Source organism: Saccharothrix lopnurensis (assembly GCF_042658445.1).
GTDB classification, from domain to species: Bacteria; Actinomycetota; Actinomycetes; order Mycobacteriales; family Pseudonocardiaceae; genus Actinosynnema; species Actinosynnema lopnurensis.
Genome location: NZ_JBHSQO010000006.1, coordinates 1 through 20531, shown reverse-complemented (window position 1 = coordinate 20531; position 20531 = coordinate 1). Strand labels below are relative to the sequence as shown.

Here is a 20531-nt window from a genome sequence, read left to right as displayed (position 1 = left end):
GGCCCCGGCTGCGGGGCGGGTCCCGGTCGTGGGGTGGTGACGGACATCCGGTCTGGTTCTCTTTCCGTCGGCGTGCGCCGGGCGGACCTGCCGGGTCTGGCCAACCCGCGCACGGACCACCCGCCGTCCGGCTATCGTGCAAGACCGTACCGCGACCGGGAGAGCAGCGAGCCGAGAATGGCATCAACACCCACCACCAAGTCACAGGTCCAGGCGTACCGATTCGTGCTGCGCCGGATGCAGTCCGCCCTGGTCCGCCGGGACGCGGTGATGCTGCACGACCCGATGCGGACGCACTCCCGCGCCACCGGGGTCGGCGTGCTGCTGGGTGTCGTGATCCTGATCGGCTTCCTCATCTTCGGCTTCTTCTCCCCGGACCCGCAGGTGGACGACAACACGCAGATCGCCATCTCCAAGGAGACCGGACAGGTCTACGTGGTGCGCCAGGGCAACCCGCGCACGCTCATCCCGATGACGAACCTGGCGTCCGCGCGGTTGCTGCTGCTGGCCCAGCAGCAGCCCGACAAGAGCCAGTCCGCGGTGGGCGGCTCGGACGCGCCGGCGGGCTCCGCCGCGCAGGCCGGTGCGCCGCAGGCCGCGGGCGGTGACCCGAAGCTGGTCACCGAGAAGGCGCTGGCGAAGCTGCCCAAGGGCCGGCTGACCGGCATCCCGGACGGCCCGGACGTGCTGCCCAAGACCGGTGACCGGATCGGCGCCGACTGGTCGGTGTGCGACGCGCTGACCCTCGACGAGTCGCTGAACGACCCGGGGTCGCCGGGCCGGTTCACCACCACGGTGCTCGCCGGCTACAGCGGTGGCGACCAGGTGCTGGACGGCAACCAGGCCCTGCTGGTGCGCGCGGGCACCGACGACAAGCAGGCGTACCTGATCTACAAGGCGCCGGTGAACTCCAAGGTCACCTCCACCTCCACGGTGCGCGCCAAGGTCGACCTGACCCAGGCCGAGGTGCTCACCGCGCTGAACCTGAACAACCGGCGGCCGCGGGCGATCAGCTCCGGCCTGCTCAACGCGATCCCCGAGGCCAAGCCCCTGGTGGCGCCCGAGATCGAGGGCCGCGACCAGCCCGTGACCTACGTCTCGAACGAGCGCCTGAAGGTCGGCGACGTCATCGAGGTGGCGCGCACCGGCGCCGATCCGGTGTTCTACGTGGCGCTGCGCGAGGGGCTCCAGGAGATCAGCCGCGCGGCGGGCGACCTGATCCGCGCGAAGTACGCGCAGGGCGCCCGGCCGCGCCAGGTGGACATCGCCCGGACCAACAACGCGCAGAAGGTCAGCGAGCTGGACTTCGACGACTACCCGACCGAGGTGCCCGAGGTCCTCCAGGACAACCAGAACAACCGGGTGATCTGCCTGGGCTGGCAGGCGAAGGACATGACCTCGGCCAACCGGTCGCAGCACACCAGGGTGACCATCTCGCCGTCGCTGCCGATCCCGTCCGCCGTGGCGCCGGTGGACATCAACCAGGTGGGCGCGACCGGCGAGGTGGTCAGCCAGTTCGTGATGGCGCCGGGCAAGGCGGCCGTGGTGCGCAGCGCGACGTCCACGCAGGACTTCGCCACCGGCCCGATCCACCTGGTCACCGGGCGCGGGGTGAAGTACGGCATCCCCGACACCCTCACCTCGGGCGCGCTCGGGCTCGGCGCGGACGGGTTCATGCCCGGTCCCGAGTCGATCCTGCGACTGCTGCCCAACGGGCCCCAGCTCAACCGCAACGACGCCTCCCGCAGCTGGGACTCCATCCCGGTGCCCAAGGAGAACGGGCTGCTGCCCGAGCAGCAGCGGGCTCGCCAGGGCGGCTGAGCGGCGCGGCTGGGCGGGGGCGGCTCAGCGGGGCCGGCAGAGCTGAGCGGGGCGCGGCTGAGCCGGGGCCGTCAAGGCGGCTGAGCAGGCCGGCTGAGCGAGGCTGAGCGGGGCCGCCAAGGCGGCTGGGCGCGGCTGGGCAGGCATACCGGGCGGCTGGGCGCGGCGGCGGAACCGGAGCGGACCGGCCCCCGTCACAGGTGCGGGAGGTGACGGGGTGAACGAGGTCCCACCGGGGTCCGCGGCGGCGGGTGTGTCGGTCGACCCGCGCTGGATCGAGCTGTACGCCGAGCGCCTGGAGGACGCCGCCGCCGAGCTGTCCCGGGCGCGCGACGACCTGCGCCGGGCGCCCGTGCCGCCCGACGGCTTCGGCGAGCTGGGGCGCGTGCTGCGCGGCGGTGTCGCCTACCAGCGGGCCGCCGGTGTGCTCCACCAGCAGCTCGACCGGGCGTGCGAGGTGCTGGCGGCGGCCGCCGAGGGGCTGCACCGCGTGTCCGAGCACTACGGCAGCCAGGACGACGAGGCGCTCGCGCTGGTCCGCGCCGCCGGCCGGCGCCTGGACGGGGTGGGCTGATGCGGGCCGGGGACGGCCGTCAGCTGGCCGCCGCGGTGGGACCGGAGCTGGACTACCTGTCCGGCATCAGCCGCCGGCTCGGCGTGCGGGACCTGGTCGCCGAGTACTTCAGGCCGGTGCTGGGCGAGTGGGGCGAACTCCAGGACGAGGCCGAGCGGTGGCGCGCGGCCGGCGTCGTGGTCGAGCGCGTGACGCGCGACCTGACCGGGCCCCTGGGCAAGCTCGACTCGGCCTGGCGGGGCCGGGACGCCGATTCGTTCGTGGACCACGTGCGCCAGGTGGGCCTGGCCGGGCAGGACGTGTCCGACGCGATGCACGCCATGGGCGAGGCGCTGGACCGGACCGCCGAGGTGGTGCGGGGCATCGTGCGGGACATGTCGCGGGTGTTCGCCGAGGCGGCCGACGCGGTGTCGGGCGCGGCGGCCCTGCCGCTGGACGGCGACCGGCGCGTGGTGGAGCTGCTGGACGAGCTGCACGACCCGGCGCGGGAGCTGCACGAGGCCGTGCGCGACGTGCTGGAGGCGTTCGTCCGGCTGTGCGAGGGCGTGTCCGAGCCGGAGCGGTTCGGGGACGTGGTGGTGGAGCACCGCTACCCCGAGCGGAACTGGGCGTTCAGCGCGCCGGAGCAGCCCGCGGCCGACCAGCCGGGGAAGCCCGCGCCGGGTGGGGCCGGGGCCGGGGAGCCCGCCGACCCGAAGCCTGCCGCTGCTGGTGCTGCTGCCGCTGCTGCGGCCGGCGGCGGTGGCGTCCCCGGTGGCGGCGTCCCCGGTGGCGGTGTGCCGGGTGGCGGTGTGCCGGGTGGCGGTGTGCCGGGTGGTCCCGGCGGTGGCGCGTCCGAGCAGGTGCAGCAGGGCGGGTCGACGACCGTCGCCGGGCCCTCCGCCGAACCCGCGCCGCGACCGGCGGCAGCGGCGGCGGGGCCGGCCGGCGCGGCGGGCGGCGCGGCCCGGACGGGTGTGGTGGGCGGCGGCATGATGCCCCCCATGGGCGGCGCCGGAGGCCAGCAGGGCGGCGACCGGGAGCACCAGTCGAAGGTCCGCGTCACCGGCACCGCCGAGGAGCTGTTCGGCAGGCCCAAGAAGTCCGCGCCCCCGGTGCTCGGCGAGGACTGAGGGCCCGAGACCGAGAGCCGGAGAAAGGGCCGCCCGGACGAACCCGGGCGGCCCTTCTGCACGTTCTCCGCGAGGTCGTCCTCCGCGAGGTCAGATCAGCGATCTCTTCGCCGGCACGGCCGCGCGGCGGGCCCGGTTCCGGTTCACCGTGTGCACGATGAACAGCGTCAGCAGCAGCAGGCCCACGCCCGCGCCCGTGCCCGACAGCGCCACGATCATCGGCGTCCGGTCCGGCGGGTTCAGCGGATCGAGGGTGGTCATCACCTGCTCCGGCGACACGGGCTTCGCGCCCGGCCGCTCCGAGGGCAGCTCCGCGGTCAGCGCGGCCACCGGGTTGATCATCCCGTAGCCGACCTTGCGGTCCCGCCCCTCCGGGTTGCCGGGGTGCTGCGCGGTGGCCTTGATGCGGTTCATCACCTGCCGCGCGTCGAGGTGCGGGAACCGCTCGCGCACCAGCGCCGCCACGCCCGCCACGTAGGGCGCCGCGAAGCTGGTGCCCTGGATCGCGGTGACCTTGCCGGTCGGGTCGACGTTCGCGTCGGTCAGGCCCTCGCCCGCCGGGTCGAGGGTGACGATCCCCTCGCCGGGCGCGGCCACGCTGATCCACGGGCCCCACACCGAGAACGACGAGACCTCGCCGATCTGGTTGATCGAGGCCACGGACAGCACGTTCTCGGCGTACCACGGGGGCGAGGCGACCACCCGGACGTCGTCGACGTCCTCGTTGTCGTTCTGCCCCTCGCAGCCGTTGGCCGGGTCGATGTTGCCCGCCGCGGTCACCACGACCACGTCCCGGGCGTTGACCGCCCAGTCGATCGCGGCCTGGAGCTCGCGCTCCTGCCTGCTCGGCTCGTGGGGCGCGGCGCAGGCGGTCAGCGAGATGTTGACGACCTGCGCGCCCTGCTCGACCGCGACCACGATGGCCTGCGCCAGCGTGCCGACCTTGCCCGCGGTGGGCCGGTTGTCGACCTTCGCCGGGTCCTTGAACTCGTAGTGCTTGCTGGTCTGCCGGATCGCGATGACCTGGACCTCGGGCGCGGCCCCGACGAAGCCGGTCGCGTCGTCCCGGCTGGCCGCGGCGACGCCCGCCACCCCGGTGCCGTGGCCGTCGCAGTCCTTGACGCCCTTCTCGTTGGTCTCGACGTAGTCGCCGCCCGCGCTGACCCGGCCGGCCAGGCGCGGGTGCTGGGCGTTGACGCCGGTGTCGATGACCGCCAGCTTCACGTTCCGGCCGGTGGCGAAGCGGTGCGCCTCCTCCAGGCGCAGCTGCATCTGCCCCCACGGCCGGTTCTCGATGCGCCGGTTGTTCGTGCCCGACCGGATGCACTCGACGCTCTTGGTGTAGCCGACGTCCTCCTGCGCCGGCACGTTCGCCGGCCGCAGCCCCGGGTCGACCGGCGGCGGCTGCGAGTTCGGCCGCTCCGGCGGCGCGGCAGAGGTCGGCTGGGCGTGCGCGCCGGGCCCGGTCACCAGGGTGACCGCCACGGCGAGCAGCGCGGCGAGCTTGCGGGTCCGCATCACGACCTCACGCCGGGATGAGCTGGCGCATGGCGACGTACAGGTCCATCACGGCCAGCGCCAGCGGCAGCACGGCGGCGATCAGGATCGCCTCCAGCACGTCCACCGTGCGGCGCAGCACCGGCGAGAACTTCTGGTTGGGGAAGATCACGCCGAGCACCAGGGCCGTCGCGCCCACGGCCACCAGCGAGCCGAACACGTACAGCAGCCGGTCGGCGGGCGAGGACTGGAGCAGCCACCCGACCAGCACGCCGGTGCCCGCCACCATGCCGCTGACCAGCAGCGCCACCGCCTGCGCGCCGTTGGCGTAGGAGCGGCCGCGCAGCAGCAGCACCAGGGTCACCACGATCGCCAGCAGCGTGCCCCAGATGCTGTCGTCGGAGGCGGCGATCACGCCGAACACCGCGGCGATGCCGCCGCAGCCGATGATCGTGCCGGTCAGGTACTCGTGGGCGTTGGCGGTGCGGCGCTCGATGACCGAGTACTCCGGGAAGCCGGTGTCCTCCTTGAGGTCCTCGGCGCTGCCCGGGACGGTCGGCAGCGGCAGCTTGGCCAGCTGGATGGTCAGCCGCGGCAGCGCGGACAGCGCCGCCAGGGAGACCGCCGCGGTGGCCGCCGCGATGCCCTCGACCGGGTGGTCGACGAAGATGCCGATCAGGAACGCCAGGCCGCTGAGCGCGCCCGCGGTGGCGGCGGCGATGAACACCGTGATGCCGCGCCCGATCAGCAGGATCGCCACCGAGGCGAAGATCAGCACCAGCGCGCTGGCCAGCAGCAGGCTCGGCCGGCCGACCGGTCCGGGCACGGCGTAGAGGCCGGCCACGTACGCCATCGGCAGGCCGCCCGCCGCGGCGATCAGCACGCCGGTGCCGGTGGCGTTGTACGAGCGGGAGATGACCGCGCCCGCGGCCAGCGCCGCGATGGCCACCAGGCCCGCGCTGAGGGCGGGGCCCAGGTTGGTGCCGCCCGCCAGCGGGCCGGACAGCAGCACCGCGACCGCGGCCGTGATCAGCGCCAGCGCGCCCGCGAGGTGGCCGTAGCGGCGCGCGGTGTCCTTGGTCCACGGCCGGAAGCTGTCCGGGTCGGACTCGGCGATCGCGTCGACCACGTCGTCGTACAGCGGCGGCGGCGGGTTCTCGTTGCGCTTGCGGAGCTGGAGCAGCTCGCCGTCGACCACGCCGAGCGAGGCCAGCGTGCGGCTGGGGTCGAGCGGGCCGTCGCCGAGCTTGGCCAGGGCCCACCCACCGTGCCGCACGCCGCCGTCCGGAGTGGCCTCCTTGGCCATGTCCAGCAGCATCGGCAGGAGGTCGGCCACGGCCACGTCGGCGGGCAGCGCGACGTCGATGCGCGTCCGCGGCGCCACCACCGTCACCCGGCTGAACACCGTCGTACCGGTCGCCACCAGCGCCCCCTAAAGTCCTGGATGAGTGTGTGCCGCAGGTCGCCCCGACTGTATTGGTCCGGTCGGCGGACCCTCCGGCGGACCCAAGTATGGCCGCCCCGGGCGTCGCGGCAGTGCCGTTCCGCACAACACGTGCGCAACACTCTTTGCCGGACCCACCTCCGGGAGGTGCCCCGGTGCGCCATAGTGTCGGGTGCGACCGGCCGCGCCCGCACGCGCGCCAAGCGGTCTTGGATCGAGTTTGAAGAGGTGCCCGTCAGGTGAGCACGCTGCAGTTCAAGCGCACGGCACGCCTCGCCGCGCCCCGCCCGCCCGGCGGTGAGGTCCACCTCGAACCACCGCCCGAGGTGCCCCGGGTCATCCCCGGCAACATCATGATGAAGGCGCTGCCCGTCGTCATGATCGTCTCGTCCGTCGGGATGATGGTCCTGATGTTCTCCTACAGCAACCGCAGCCCGGCGGCCATGATCATGCCGGGCATGATGCTGGTGTCGACCATCGGCATGATGGCCGGCGGCATGGGCGGCGGCCGGGGCCAGAAGAAGGCCGAGATGAACGAGGACCGCAAGGACTACCTGCGGTACCTCGGCCAGATGCGGGACCGCGCCCGCGAGGCGGCCAACGAGCAGCGCGCCGAGCGCGAGTGGGTCCACCCGGACCCGCAGGTGCTCTGGTCCCTGGCCACCACCCGGCGCATGTGGGAGCGCCGGCAGAACGACCCCGACTTCTGCCACCTGCGCGCGGGCCGCGGCTCGCAGCGCCTGGCCACCCGCCTGGTGCCGCCGCAGACCGGCCCGGTCGAGGAGCTGGAGCCCATCGCGACGCTGGCGCTGCGCCGGTTCGTGCGCGCCCACTCGCTGGTGCCCGAACTGCCGATCTCGATCGCGCTGCGCGGCTTCGCCGCGGTCGGCCTGCTCGGCGAGATCGAGGTCAAGCGCGGCCTGGCCCGCGCCCTGCTCGCGCAGATGGCGACCTTCCACTCACCGGACGACCTGCTCATCGCGGTGGTCACCACCGGCCGGACCAAGGCCGAGTGGGAGTGGATGAAGTGGCTGCCGCACGTGCAGCACCCCACCATCATCGACGGCATCGGCCAGATGCGGATGATGGCGGGCTCGCTGACCGAGGTCGAGCAGATGCTGGACGAGCAGCTGCGCGACCGGCAGCGGTTCACCCGCAACGCGCCGCCGCCCGCGGACCAGCCGCACGTGGTGATCCTCATCGACGACGGCGACGTGACCCGCGAGGAGCAGATCGTCCTGGAGGAGGGCCTGGTCGGCGTCACCCTGCTCGACCTGTCCGAGTCGCTGGGCAACCTGACCGCCCGCCGCGGCCTGCGGCTGGTCATCGAGGACGACAAGCTGGGCGCCCGCAGCGCGAGCGGCGTCGAGTGGTTCGGCGCGCCGGACTGGCTGAGCGTGGTCGAGGCCGAGGCGCTGGCGCGCCGGCTGTCGCCGTACCGGATCGGCGGCGTGGACTCGGGCGGCGTCGACGAGGACCCGCTGTCCATGAGCAACAACCCGCCGCTGCTGGAGTTCCTGGGCATCCCCGGCGACCCGATGACCTTCGACGTGCAGTCGGCGTGGCGGCCCCGGCCGGTGCGCGACCGCTACCGCGTGCCGTTCGGCATCGGCGAGTTCGGCCAGCAGGTGGAGCTGGACATCAAGGAAGCGGCGATGGAGGGCATGGGTCCGCACGGCCTGTGCATCGGCGCGACCGGTTCCGGCAAGTCCGAGTTCCTGCGCACGCTCGTGCTCGGGATGCTGGCCACGCACTCGTCGACGACGCTGAACATGATCCTCGTCGACTTCAAGGGCGGCGCGACGTTCCTCGGCCTGGACAAGGCCCCGCACGTCGCCGCGACGATCACCAACCTGGCGGGCGACCTGACCCTGGTCGACCGGATGAAGGACGCCATCGCCGGCGAGGTGTCCCGCCGCCAGGAGGTCCTGGCCAAGGGCAACTACAAGAACGTGTGGGACTACGAGAAGGCGCGCGAGAACGGCGCCGACCTCGACCCGCTGCCCGCGCTGTTCATCTGCATCGACGAGTTCTCCGAGATGCTGACGGCGAAGCCGGACTTCATCGACATCTTCCTCCAGATCGGTCGCGTCGGCCGGTCGCTCCAGATGCACATGCTGTTGGCCTCGCAGCGCCTGGAGGAGGGCAAGCTGCGCGGCCTGGACACGTTCCTGTCCTACCGGATCGGCCTGAAGACGTTCTCCGCCGCGGAGTCGCGCGCCGCGATCGGCGTGCCGGACGCCTACGAGCTGCCGCCCATCCCGGGCTCGGGCTACCTGGGCGTGCAGGGCTCGCCGCTGACCCGGTTCAAGGCGCTGTACGTGTCGGGCCCGTACCGGCCCGCCGGCATCCAGGTCGGCGGCCCGGCCGCGCCGGTGACCAGCGACAAGCGGCCCCGGTTCTTCGTGCCGGACTACATCGAGGTCCCCAAGGAGCCGATCCGGCCGCTGGAGCCGGTGGTCCAGCAGAAGAAGGAAGAGGACTCCAACGAGCCCAGCGAGCTGGAGGTCGTGGTCGAGCGCCTGGTGGGCCAGGGCCCGCCGGCGCACGAGGTGTGGCTGCCGCCGCTGAACGAGCCGCCGTCGCTGGACACCCTGCTGCCGCCGCTCCAGCAGACCGAGGACCGCGGTCTGACCGCGCCGGGGTTCTTCGCCAACGGCAAGCTCCAGGTGCCGCTCGGCGTGGTCGACAAGCCGTTCGAGCAGCGCCGCGACCTGTTGTGGGCCGACTTCTCCGGCGCCGCCGGCCACGGCGCGATCGTCGGCGGCCCGCAGTCGGGCAAGTCGATGATGCTGCGCACCCTGGTCACGTCCATGGCGCTGACGCACACGCCCGAGGAGGTGCAGTTCTACTGCCTCGACCTCGGTGGCGGCACGCTCGCCGCGCTGGAGAAGCTGCCGCACGTCGGTGGCTTCGCCAGCCGGTTGGACGTGGACAAGGCGCGTCGCATGGTGGCCGAGCTGTCCGGCCTGATCTCCGAGCGCGAGCAGCGGTTCCGCGCCCAGGGCATCGACTCGATGGTCGAGTTCCGCAACCGCAAGCGGCGCGGCGAGATCCGGGACGACGACTTCGGCGACGCGTTCCTGCTGGTCGACGGCTGGATGAACTTCCGGCAGGAGTTCGAGGTGCTGGAGCCGGCGGTCCAGGCGCTCGCCGCGCAGGGCCTGTCGTTCGGCGTGCACGTGGTGGTGGCGGCCAACCGGTGGGCGGAGATCCGGCCCGCGATGAAGGACCTGCTGGGCACCCGGTTCGAGCTGCGGCTGGGCGACCCGAGCGAGTCCGAGGTGGACCGGAAGGTCGCGGTCAACGTGCCCGCCGGCCGGCCCGGTCGCGGCCTGTCGCCGCAGAAGCTGCACTTCCTGACCGCGCTGCCGCGCATCGACGCCTCGTCGGACGCCGTCAACGTGGCGGCGGGCGTGCAGGACATGATCGCCAAGGTCGGCGGCACGTGGCGTGGCAGGCACGCGCCGCAGGTCCGCCTGCTGCCCGACGTGCTGCCGCACGACGAGCTGATGAACCAGGTGCTCCAGGTCAGGCCCAACCGGGGCCACCTGGTGCCGCTGGGCGTCAACGAGGACGAGCTGGCGCCGGTCTTCCTGGACTTCGACGCCGACCCGCACTTCATGGCGCTGGCCGACGGCGAGTCCGGCAAGACGAACATGCTGCGCACCATCGTGCGCGGCATCATGGGCAGCTACACCTCCAGCGAGGCGCTGATCCTGCTGGTCGACTACCGGCGCACGATGCTCGGCTACATCGGGACCGACCACCTGCTGTCCTACGCGGTGTCGGGCAACCAGTTGACGGACATGATCAAGGACGTCCGCGGCTCGATGCAGGGCCGGCTGCCGGGGCCGAACGTCACGCAGGAGGAGCTGAGGAACCGGTCCTGGTGGAAGGGGCCGGAGCTGTTCGTGGTGGTCGACGACTACGACCTGGTCGCGCCGCAGGGCGGGGTGAACCCGCTCCAGCCGCTGGCCGAGTTCATCCCGCAGGCCAAGGACGTCGGCCTGCACATCATCGTGGTGCGCCGCATGGGTGGCGCGTCGCGGGCGCTGTTCGACCCGATCCTGGGCAAGCTCAAGGAGATCTCGGCGCCGATCATGGTCGGGTCGGGGTCCAAGGAGGAGGGCAACATCGTGGGCAACCTCAAGCCCTCGCCGCAGCCCCCGGGCCGGGGCACGCTCGTCACCCGCAAGTTCGGGCAGCAGCGCATCCAGGTGGCCTGGATCGACCCGGAGTAGCGCGTGGTCGGGGCCGCCGGACTGGTGGCCCCGGGCGCTCGGAGGTCTGGACGCGCGGTCTGGACGCGTGGGGGGCCCACCGGACACCGGTGGGGCCCCCACGCGTCTGCGGGAGGTGGTGCGGGCCGCGCCTGCCGGACTGGCGCGGGCCGCGCCTGCGGGCCGTGCTGCGAGCGCCCGCCGGGCCGGAACGACTCGTCGTGCCCGCGGGAGGTGGTGCGGGCCGCGCCTGCCGGACCGGACCGGACCGGCCCGACCCGCGCACGCGCACGTGGCACGACCCGTGGCCACCGGTGCGGGGAAGCGCCCCGGCGGCCACGGGTCGTGGCGTCCACCCCGGTCCCCGGTCCCGGCCCCCGGTGTCCCCCCGGGGCCGCCCCATCGGACCTGCCCGGCGCGCGTACGGCGGACCCCCTCCTGCCTGCCGCCGCCCGCCCACCGGACCGGGACCGCGGTGAACCGGCTCCACTGTGCCCGGTGGCGCTCACAGTCGACTCACGCCGCGCTGTCACGGTGATCAGGACTCCCCTATGCTCCAACGGCGGTGGAGGTGGGGGAGCTGTCGGTCGAGCTGCGTGTCCTCGGGCCGCTGGAGGTGCGGCTCGGCGATCGCCCCGTGCCCGTGCCCGCCGGCCGGGCCCGGGTCCTGCTGGCGTCGCTGCTGCTGCGCGCCGACGAGGTGGTGCCCACCGACCTGCTCATCGACCGGCTCTGGGACGGCGCGCCGCCCACCGCGTCGCGGGCCCGCGCGACGTTGCAGATGGTGGTGACGCGGCTGCGGCAGGCGCTGGGCGAGGCCAACGTGGTGCGCACGGTCGCCGACGGCTACCTGGCCGAGGTGCCGCCGGGGAGCCTGGACCTGCACCGGTACCGGGAGCTGGTGGCGCGGCGGCGGTTCGCCGAGGCCCTGGCGCTGTGGCGCGGTGAGCCGCTGGTGGACGTGCGGTCGGACTCGCTGCACCGCGAGGAGGTCGCGCCGCTGCTGGAGGAGCGGCTGGGCGTGCTGGAGCGGCGCGTCGACGCGGACCTGGCGGTGGGCCGGGCGGCGGAGCTCGTGCCCGAGCTGCGGGCGCTGACCAGGCAGTACCCCCTGCGCGAGCGGCTGTGGGCGCAGCTGGTGGCGGCCCTGCACCGGGCGGACCGGCAGGCCGAGGCGCTGGCCGCCTACCGGGAGGTGCGCGAGCAGCTGGTCGACGAGCTGGGCGTCGAGCCCGGACCGGCGTTGCGGGAGGTGCACCGGCGGGTCCTGGGCGACGAGCCGGCGCCGCGCGGCCCGGCGGTGCCCCGGCAGCTGCCCGCGCCGCCGCCGTTCTTCACCGGACGCGGGGACGCGATCGCCGCGCTGGACGAGGCCGCGTCCGGCGGCGGCGCGGTGATCTCGGCCGTCAACGGCACGGCCGGGGTGGGCAAGACGGCGTTGGCGGTGCACTGGGCGCACCGGGTGGCGAACCGGTTCCCGGACGGGCAGCTGCACGCCAACCTGCGCGGGTTCGACGTCGGCGGCGAGCCGGTGCCGCCCCGGGTGGTGCTGCGCGGTTTCCTCGACGCGCTGGGCGTGTCGCCCGCCACGGTTCCGCCCACCGTGGACGAGATGGCCGCGATGTACCGCAGCCTGCTGGCCGACCGACGGGTCCTGGTGCTGCTGGACAACGCCCGGGACGCCGACCAGGTGCGGCCGCTGCTGCCCGCCGGCCCCCGCTGCGCCGTGCTGGTGACCAGCCGCAACCAGCTCACCGGCCTGGTCGCCGGCGAGGGCGCCGCACCGCTGACCCTCGGCCTGCTCGACGCCGGCGACTCGGTGGTCCTGCTCCGGCGCCGGCTCGGGGCCCGGCGCGTCGACGCGGACGCGGGGGCGATCGACGAGCTGGTGGCCCGGTGCGCGGGCCTGCCCCTGGCGCTCAACGTGGTGGCCGCCCGCGCCGCGGTGAACCCCCGGCTGCCGCTGCGGGCGCTGGTCGACGAGCTGGCCGACGAGGAGACCCGGCTCGACGCGCTGGAGACCGGCGACCGGGCCACGAGCGTGCGCACCGCCCTGTCCTGGTCCTACCGCCGGCTGAGCCCGGCCGCGGCCCGGCTGTTCCGGCTGCTCGGCGTCGCGGCCGGTCGGGACGTGCCGGTGGCCGCCGCGGCGAGCCTCGCGGGCCTGCCGGTCGGGCGGACCCGCCGCGTGCTGGGCGAACTGACCGGCGCGCACCTGCTGACCGAGCACGAGCCCGGCCGCTACGCGTGGCACGACCTGCTGCGCGCGTACGCGGCCGAGCTGGTGCAGGAGCACGAGACCGCGGCGGAGCGCCGCGCCGCGGTGCGCCGGCTGCTCGACTTCCACCTGCACTCCGCCCACCGCGCGGGCGCGCTGATGTCGCGGCACCACGCCGCGGTCCCGCTCACCACGCCCGACGAGGCCGTGCACCCGGTGGTGCTCGCCGACCGGGACGGCGCGTCCGCCTGGTGCGAGGTCGAGCACCGCAACCTGGTCGAGGCGGTCGGGCTGGCGCGGCGACACGGGTTCCCCGAGCACGGCTGGCGGCTGCCCAACGCGATGTGGCCGTGGCTCAACCTGCGCCAGGACTCGGCCGAGTGGACCCACCTGTCCGAGATCGCGCTGGAGGCGGCCCGCGCGGTCGGCGACGAGTACGCGGAGGCCCTCTCCCTGCACACGTTGGGCTGCCTGGCCAAGAACCGCACCGAGTACGACAGCGCGCTGCGGCTGTTCGAGGACGCGTTGCGGCTGCGCGAGCGGGTGGGCGACGTCCGGGGCACCGCGTCGACCGTCGCCCAGGTCGCGGGCGTCTACTCGCGGACCGGCCGGTTCGAGGAGGCGTGCCGGCTGCACGTGCGGGCCATCGAGCTGTCGCGCGCCCTGCCCGGCGCGGACTACACGACCGTCACCCTGAACAACTACGCCGACACGCTCACGCGCATGGGGGAGTACGAGCGGGCGCTCGCGCCCTGCCTGGAGGCCATGGAGACCTGCCTGCGGGCCGACCAGGACCTGCTGGCCTCGGTCAAGGACACGCTGGGCGTGATCTACCTCGGGTTGGGCCGGTTCGACCTGGCGATCGGGGAGTTCACCGAGATCCTCGCGTTGCCGCGGCACCTGCTCAGCGCCCGCCAGGAGGTGTTCGCCCTGGACAACCTGGCCACGGCGCTGGAGGCCACCGGGGACGCCGCGGGGGCGCGCGACGCCCTGCGCAGGGCGCTGGAGGTGCTGGAGCGCGACGCCAACCCGCGGGCGGAGGAGGTCCGGGCCCGGCTGGCGGAGCTGGTCGCCGGGTGAGCGGCGCGGTGGCCCCCGACCCGGTCGGGGGCCACCGCGCCGGCGGTCCCGGGTGCGGCGGGCCCCCGCGCCCGGACGCGGCCGACGGCCGCGCCGGTCGAGCTGGTGCGGGCCGATCCCCCCGTCGCGCGGTGACCCACCCGTGTGGACGGTCGCGGCACCGGCGCGCACAACGGTGGGCGCACAACCCGCCACCAGCCGTAAACTGGTCCACGTCCAGGGGGAGGGGCATGGTGGTTCGGGTCGAGGTGCCGGGTTCCGCCCTGGCCCGGTGGGGACGTGGTCCGGTGCCACCGCACGCGCGTCGGCGGGCGGCCCTCGCGTGATCCGGTTCACCGTGCTGGGCCCGCTGGAGGTGTGGCACGGCGACGAGCGGGTCGAGGTGCCCGCCGGCCTGGCCCGGGTGCTGCTGGCGACCCTGCTGCTGCGCGCGAACCAGACCGTGACGGTGGACGCGCTGGTCGAGCGGCTGTGGGACGGCCGCGCGGGCAACCCGGCGCGGGCCCGCTCGACGCTGCACATGGTGGTGACCCGCCTGCGGCAGGCGCTGGGCGAGGCCAACGTGGTGCGCACCACGACCAACGGCTACCTCGCCGAGGTGGGGCCCGACGCGCTGGACCTGCACCGGTTCCGCGCGCTGGCCGCCGAGGGCCGGTGCGCGGAGGCGCTGGGCCTGTGGCGGGGCGAGCCGCTGTCGGACGTGCGGTCCGACGCGCTGCACCAGGAGGACGTCGAGCCGCTGCGGGAGGAGCGGCTGGTGGTGCTGGAGCGGCGGATCGAGGCGGACCTGGCGGCCGGGCGCGCCGTGGACCTGGTGCCCGAGCTGCGCGCGCTGACGAAGGCGTACCCGCTGCGGGAGCGGTTCTGGGGCCAGCTGGTGCTCGCCCTGCACCGCGGCGACCGGCAGGCCGAGGCGCTGGCCGAGTACCGGGCGATCAGCGAGCGGCTGGTGGAGGAGCTGGGCGTCGACCCGAGCCAGTACCTGCGCGCGGTGCACCACACCGTGCTCGTCGGCGAGCCCGCGCCCCCGGCCGCGCCACCCGCCGCGTCCGGCGCGTCCGGCGCGTGGACCGCGCTGTGCCAGCTGCCGCCCGAGACGGTCGACTTCGTCGGGCGCGAGGACCTGTGCAAGGAGGCGATCGCGCTGCTGACCGGCCGCTCCGGCGGCACCGGGGTGCCGGTGGTCGCGATCACCGGCCCGCCCGGCGGCGGCAAGAGCGCCTGGACGGTCCGGGTCGCGCACGCGCTGCGCGACCGGTTCCCCGACGGCCAGCTGTTCGTCCGGCTCGACGGCGCGGGCCGCGCGCCCCGCGACCCGGGCGAGGTGCTGGCCGAGCTGCTGACCGCGGTCGGCGTCGCCTCCTCGGCCATCCCGGACCGGCTGGAGGCCAGGGCCGCCGCCTTCCGCGCGCACGTGGCCGACCGCGCGGTGCTGCTGGTCCTGGACGACGCGGCGAGCGTGGCGCAGGTGCGGCACCTGCTGCCGGGCACGCCCGGCACCGCGGTGCTGATCAGCAGCCGGCGGCGGCTGTCCGGCCTGCCGGGCGTCCGGGTGCTGCGGGTGCCGCCGCTGTCCCCCGCGATGGCGCTGGACCTGCTGTCGCTGATGATCGGCGCGGACCGGGTGGCCGCGGCGGGGCGGGCGGTCGACGAGGTCGTCGAGGTGTGCGGCGGGCTGCCGCTGGCCCTGCGGATCGTGGGCGCCCGGCTCGCCGCCCGGCCGTCCCTGCCGCCGGCGAAGCTCGCCGCCCGGCTGGTCGACGAGCGGCGCAGGCTGGACGAGCTGGCGGCGGGGGACCTGGAGGTCCGGGCGAGCCTGGAGCCGAGCTACGGGGCGCTGGCGCCGGAGGCGGCGCTGGCGTTCCGCCGGCTGGGCCTGCTCGGCGCGGTGGACGTGGCCTCGTGGGTGGTCAGGGCGCTCACCGGGCTCGACGACCCGGAGCCCGCGGTGGAGCAGCTGGTCGAGGCGAACCTGCTGGAGGAGACGGGCGCGGACGCGACCGGCGAGCCGCGCTACCGCCTGCACGACGTCCTCGCGGTCTACGCGGCCGAGATGGCCGCCGCGGACGACCCGGCGGGCAACGACGCGGTGCTGCGCGCCTACTTCGGCGTGCTGACCACGCTGGCCGAGGCGGCGTCCGGGCGGACGACCCAGAGCGTGGACGAGGTGCCGCTCAGCCCGGTGGAGCCCTCGGGCGTGCTGCCCGCGCGGGAGGTCGAGCGGCTGACCGCGGACGGCGTCGCCTGGCTGCTGGCCGAGCAGGTCGCGCTGGAGCGCGCCATCGAGGCGACGGCCCGGCGGGGGTGGGCGGTCGAGTCCTTCCGGCTCTACGAGCGCGCCATGCGGTACCTGGACGTGTTCGTCCCCAACGACCGGGTGATCGAGCTGGCCGGGGTGGTCGAGCGGGCCCTCCGGGACGCGGGCGAGGACCGGTGGGCCGGGCGCATGAGGTACCACCTGGCGATCCAGCACATCAAGGCGTCGCTCGACGACGAGCTGCTGGGCTCGCTGGCGGAGTGCGCCCGCGGTTTCGGCCGGGACGGCGACCACGCCGCGGAGGCGCTCGCCCTGGCGTCGCTGGCGCACTACGGCCACCTGCGCACCGGTGTGGCGGACGTGGCTTTGGCCCGGCGCGCGGTGGAGGCGGCGCGGCGCGGCGGCGTCCGGAGCGCGGCCTGCTCGGTGCGGCGCGAGCTGGCCCTGATGCTGGCCCACTCCGGGCGCTACGAGGAGGCCCTGCCGCACTTCGACGAGACCCTGGCCCTGTGCCGCGAGCTGGGCAACGAGCTGGCCGAGGTGCAGTTGAACCACAGCGTGGCCAGGTGCGCCCTCCAGCACGGCGACCTGGCGCGGGCGGCCGAGGCGTCGGCCCGCGCCGTGGCGCGGATCGACGTCGTGGACGACCTGCGGGGCACGGGCTACGTGACGAGCCTCGCGGGCCGGGTGGCGGTGGCCACCGGTCGCCCGGCCGAGGGCGTGCGGCTCGCGACGCGGGCGTACCGGATCTTCGTCGAGGTGGGCGAGGGGATCGGGGCGGCGAACGCGGCGGCGTCCATCGGCGAGGGCTACCTGGCGCTGGGCCGGCCGGCCGACGCGCTGGCCGTGCTGGAGCCCGCCCTGCGCGAGTACGGCGAGGTCGGCACGGCGCTGGAGGTGGAGCGGATGCGCAGGGCCTTCGCGGAGGCCGGCGCCGCGGTCGGGGGGACGGGGGGATCCGCGGCGCCGTGACCGCGGCGCCGGCGGCGGGGTGTGCGGCGGGGACGGATCGTTCCCGCATCGGGTATGCATGTGCGTGCCCGCGGGTGCCGGGACGAGGGGATGGCGCATGAGCTTGCACGTGGCGGTGGACTTCGGCACGTCCAGCACCTGCGTCGCCCTGTCCCGGAACGGGCGGGAACCCCAGGTGGTCGTGGTCGACGGCCAGCCGATCGTGTCGTCGGCGGTGTTCGCCGCGGCGGACGGCACGCTGTTCGTCGGGCAGGAGGCCGAGCGCCAGGCGGCCGTGGACCCCTCCCGCTACGAGCCGCACCCGAAGCGCCGGGTCGACGAGGGCGAACTGCTGCTGGGCACCAGCGTGCTGCCGGTGTCGGACGTGGTGCGGGCGGTGCTGGCGCGGGCGGTGGGCGAGGCGCGGCGGGTGGCCGGCAACGCCCCGGTCGACCTGCTGGTGCTCACCCACCCCGCCGACTGGGGCGCGATGCGGACCCGGGTGCTGCTCGGGGCGGCCCGGGGCCTGGCGCAGGAGACGCGGCTGGTGCCGGAGCCGGTCGCGGCGGCCGTGTTCCACTCCGCGACCCACGCCGTGCCGGACGGCGCGGCGCTGGCCGTACTCGACCTGGGCGGCGGCACGGTGGACGCGAGCGTGGTGGTGCGGCGGGGCGGCTCGTTCCGGGTGCTGGCCGCCAAGGGCGACCCGGGGTTCGGCGGCGCGGACGTCGACCAGGCGCTGCTGGACCACATCGGCTCGCTGGTCGCCCCGGGCGACCCGGACGCGTGGCGCGGGCTGGTCGAGGGCCGGGAGCTGGCCGACCGCCGCAAGCGCCGGGTGCTGCGCCAGGACGTGCGCGGCGCCAAGGAGACGCTGTCCCGGCACTCCTACACCGACGTGCCGCTGCCGCCGCCGTTCCCCGACGCGCACGTCACCCGCGCGGACCTGGAGCGCCTGGTCGCCGCGCCGCTGACCCGGGCCGCCGCGCTGGTCGTGGGCGCGGTGCGCGACGCCGGGCTGGACCCGCGCGAGCTGTCGGGCGTGTTCCTGGTCGGCGGGTCGAGCCGGATACCGCTGGTGGCCCGCCTGGTGCTGGAGCAGTCCGGGGTGGTGCCGACGAGCATCGACCAGCCGGAGACCGTGGTGGCGCGGGGCGCGCTGCGGGCGGTGGCCGCGGACCCGCTGCGCACCGGGGCCCTGCCGCCGCGCGACGAGGCCACGCGGCGGATCCCCGACGACGGCACCCGCCGGATCACCCGGCGCATCACCCCGCCGCCGACCGGGTTCCCCGCGCACTTCCCGCACCCGCCGCCCGCGCCGCGCCGGAGCCGGGTGCCGCTGCTGGTGACCGGGGCGGTGGTCGTGCTGGCCGCCGTCGGCGGTTCCGTGGCCTACGCGCTGAGCCGGGGCGAGGACGGCACGCCGGGACCGGCCACGACCGGGTCGTCCGCCTCGGCCGCCGGCGGTCGGGCGATCGCCCAGTACGACTACAGCTTCACCGCGCCGGCGGGTTGGGAGCAGACCGGCGGGCAGGTCGAGACCCGCAAGGTGCTGCTGGAGCCCGCCTCCGGCGGCGCGGGCCCGGAGGCCATCGCGGTGCAGGAGCAGAAGCTCGACTACGACTCCTCCACCGACCCGGACCGGGCCCGGTCCGAGCTGCGCGCGCTCTACGACCGGGGCACCGGTCTGTCCGGGTTCGACGCCTCCGCCACCTTCGCGGGCAAGGACGTCGTCCACTACCGGGAGACGGCGGGCGCGACGACCATCGACTGGTACGTGCTGTTCCAGGACTCGTTCCAGGTCAGCGTCGGCTGCCAGTACCCGGCGGACGGGCGGGAGCGGGTCCGACCCGCGTGCGAGCAGGTCGTCCGCACGCTGACCGTGACCGGCTGACAGACCCCAGGGGAGACGATGACCGGCATTCCGGAGTCCACGGCCAGGTTCCGCGCGGACCTCGACGCCGCCGTGACCAGGGCCACCCGGGCCGCCGCGGCGGCCGGGGCGCGGACGGCGGCCCAGCGCGAGCGCAACCGGGAGCTGGCCGAGCGGGCCCGCGGCCGCGAGGTGCGGCCCGGGGCGCACGAGGCGACCTCGGCGGACGTCCGGCGCGTCGCCGCCGGGTTCCGCGAGCACCGGGGCCTGCCGGTGGAGCGGTTGCCGGCCGCGGCGGAGTTGCCCGCGCCGGAGAAATCGCGAGAGCAAACGGACGCTGATGCAAATTCCGTGGCGCCCACCACTCCGCTCGGTTCTCGCGCGGTGGCCGGCCCGAGCGGTCAACTGCCCCCCGACACCGGCGATGACGAGGACTTTTCGCAAGCGCGAATCCTCTACTGACGCCGTTTGCTCTCCCAAACGTTTACTAGCGCAACTACTTCCGGGAAAAACGCGCCAGGGCGGAACCGGGCGTGGCAGGGTCTGCGTCGGAAGAGGCGTACGAACCGAGAACGCCTGATCGAGAAGACCTAGGGGGTCTCACGAATGAGTGGCTTTCAGACTGGACACGCCGAACTGGTCAAGGGCGCTGAGGACATCATCAGCGTCGACGAGTCGGTGCAGGCCATCCTGTCGCAGCTCCGCAGCACGGTAGAGGGCCTGTCCAGCGCCTGGGCCGGTAGCGCCGCGGTGGCCTTCACCAACCTGATGGAGCGCTTCAACGGCGACGCCCAGAAGCTGCACCAGGCGCTGGTGGAGATCGCGGAGCAGATGAGCGGCACCGCCTCCACCTACCTCACCCAGGACCAGGACCAGGACCAGGTGATGTCCTCCATCGCCAACCGCCTCAACGGCTGACAGGTCCTGCCGCACTTCCGCTCCACCCGCTTTTCGCTTCTTCCTGACTTGGTCTTTTAAGAGGGGAATCATGGTCGACACCAACCGCATCAAGGTCAGCTTCGGCGAAATGTCGAGCTCGGGCTCCGCGATCCAGAGCCAGGCGAACCAGGTGCAGTCCGAGCTGGACAACCTGAAGTCCCGCCTCGCGCCGCTCATCGCCCAGTGGGACGGTGGCGCGTCCACCGAGTACCAGGCCCGCCAGAAGGAGTGGGACGAGGCCGCCGCCGGCATCCAGCAGGTGCTGGCCAGCATCGCCACCGCCGTCCTCCAGGCCGGCGAGGCGTACCAGGCCGCCGAGCAGCAGAACGCGAACCGCTGGGGCGGCTGATCTCCCCCGGCGCGCAGCGCCTTTCGCGGGTCCCGGAACTCGACGTCGGTTCCGGGGCCCGCGTTTTTGCGTGCGGTGGTGGGCCGGGGTGGGGCGTCGGGGCCGGTCGGGCGGCCGGGGGCGGCATGGGCCGGCGCGGCCGAGGGCGGCGGCCAGCCGCGGCCGAGCGCGGCGCGGACCGCCGCGACCGAGG

The 20531-nt window shown here is 74.8% G+C and carries 12 protein-coding genes; 10 read left to right on the top strand and 2 right to left on the bottom strand.

The window, feature by feature from the left end:
- Window positions 1-177: 177 nt before the first annotated feature.
- From eccB to ACFP3R_RS07910, 3 genes are all read left to right on the top strand, one after another.
- Window positions 178-1821: a type VII secretion protein EccB gene (gene eccB / locus ACFP3R_RS07920; RefSeq protein WP_380634277.1), complete on the top strand. Its 1644-nt coding sequence runs from the start codon at window positions 178-180 to the stop codon at window positions 1819-1821.
- A 217-nt stretch (window positions 1822-2038) separates the two neighbouring features.
- On the top strand, window positions 2039-2395 hold the full coding sequence (locus ACFP3R_RS07915) for a hypothetical protein (protein WP_380634275.1): 357 nt from the start codon (window positions 2039-2041) through the stop codon (window positions 2393-2395).
- Entirely contained in the window at window positions 2395-3507 is a 1113-nt protein-coding gene (locus tag ACFP3R_RS07910) for a WXG100 family type VII secretion target (protein ID WP_380634273.1), read from the top strand. Before ACFP3R_RS07915 ends, ACFP3R_RS07910 begins: the two co-directional genes overlap by 1 nt.
- A gap of 90 nt (window positions 3508-3597) precedes the next feature.
- On the opposite strand, the gene mycP is transcribed toward ACFP3R_RS07910, so the two are convergent.
- Window positions 3598-5025 carry a type VII secretion-associated serine protease mycosin gene (gene mycP, locus ACFP3R_RS07905; RefSeq protein WP_380634272.1) on the bottom strand — a complete coding sequence of 476 codons (1428 nt, stop codon included), beginning with the start codon at window positions 5023-5025 and terminating at the stop codon, window positions 3598-3600.
- A gap of 7 nt (window positions 5026-5032) precedes the next feature.
- Entirely contained in the window at window positions 5033-6427 is a 1395-nt protein-coding gene (eccD, locus tag ACFP3R_RS07900; RefSeq protein ID WP_380634270.1) for a type VII secretion integral membrane protein EccD, read from the bottom strand.
- A 260-nt stretch (window positions 6428-6687) separates the two neighbouring features.
- Here eccD and eccCa point away from each other — a divergent pair, with 260 nt between their 5' ends.
- The 7 genes from eccCa to ACFP3R_RS07865 all read left to right on the top strand — a co-directional run bounded on the left by eccCa (window position 6688) and on the right by ACFP3R_RS07865 (window position 20338).
- Complete coding sequence (gene eccCa, locus ACFP3R_RS07895; protein WP_380634269.1) at window positions 6688-10692, top strand: type VII secretion protein EccCa; 4005 nt, start codon at window positions 6688-6690, stop codon at window positions 10690-10692.
- Window positions 10693-11236: 544 nt separating this feature from the next.
- Window positions 11237-13969 (top strand): AfsR/SARP family transcriptional regulator, encoded by a 2733-nt coding sequence (locus ACFP3R_RS07890; RefSeq protein WP_380634268.1) that lies wholly within the window; start codon window positions 11237-11239, stop codon window positions 13967-13969.
- Between the two features lie 322 nt (window positions 13970-14291).
- Window positions 14292-17198 carry an AfsR/SARP family transcriptional regulator gene (locus tag ACFP3R_RS07885; RefSeq protein ID WP_380634266.1) on the top strand — a complete coding sequence of 969 codons (2907 nt, stop codon included), beginning with the start codon at window positions 14292-14294 and terminating at the stop codon, window positions 17196-17198.
- 97 nt (window positions 17199-17295) lie between these two features.
- Window positions 17296-19071 (top strand): type VII secretion-associated protein, encoded by a 1776-nt coding sequence (locus ACFP3R_RS07880; RefSeq protein ID WP_380634264.1) that lies wholly within the window; start codon window positions 17296-17298, stop codon window positions 19069-19071.
- 18 nt (window positions 19072-19089) lie between these two features.
- Complete coding sequence (locus tag ACFP3R_RS07875; protein ID WP_380634262.1) at window positions 19090-19512, top strand: hypothetical protein; 423 nt, start codon at window positions 19090-19092, stop codon at window positions 19510-19512.
- 144 nt (window positions 19513-19656) lie between these two features.
- Complete coding sequence (locus ACFP3R_RS07870) at window positions 19657-19968, top strand: WXG100 family type VII secretion target (protein ID WP_380634260.1); 312 nt, start codon at window positions 19657-19659, stop codon at window positions 19966-19968.
- A 70-nt stretch (window positions 19969-20038) separates the two neighbouring features.
- Window positions 20039-20338, top strand: coding sequence for a WXG100 family type VII secretion target (locus ACFP3R_RS07865; protein ID WP_380634258.1), 300 nt, complete (start codon window positions 20039-20041; stop codon window positions 20336-20338).
- Window positions 20339-20531: the final 193 nt, after the last annotated feature.

Bases quoted from the DNA above. Each gene is read 5' to 3' on its own strand.
- mycP (WP_380634272.1), bottom strand. From the start codon at position 5,025: ATGCGGACCCGCAAGCTCGCCGCGCTGCTCGCCGTGGCGGTCACCCTG.
- eccB (WP_380634277.1), top strand. From the start codon at position 178: ATGGCATCAACACCCACCACCAAGTCACAGGTCCAGGCGTACCGATTC.
- ACFP3R_RS07865 (WP_380634258.1), top strand. From the start codon at position 20,039: ATGGTCGACACCAACCGCATCAAGGTCAGCTTCGGCGAAATGTCGAGC.
- ACFP3R_RS07875 (WP_380634262.1), top strand. From the start codon at position 19,090: ATGACCGGCATTCCGGAGTCCACGGCCAGGTTCCGCGCGGACCTCGAC.
- ACFP3R_RS07910 (WP_380634273.1), top strand. From the start codon at position 2,395: ATGCGGGCCGGGGACGGCCGTCAGCTGGCCGCCGCGGTGGGACCGGAG.
- ACFP3R_RS07870 (WP_380634260.1), top strand. From the start codon at position 19,657: ATGAGTGGCTTTCAGACTGGACACGCCGAACTGGTCAAGGGCGCTGAG.
- ACFP3R_RS07880 (WP_380634264.1), top strand. From the start codon at position 17,296: ATGAGCTTGCACGTGGCGGTGGACTTCGGCACGTCCAGCACCTGCGTC.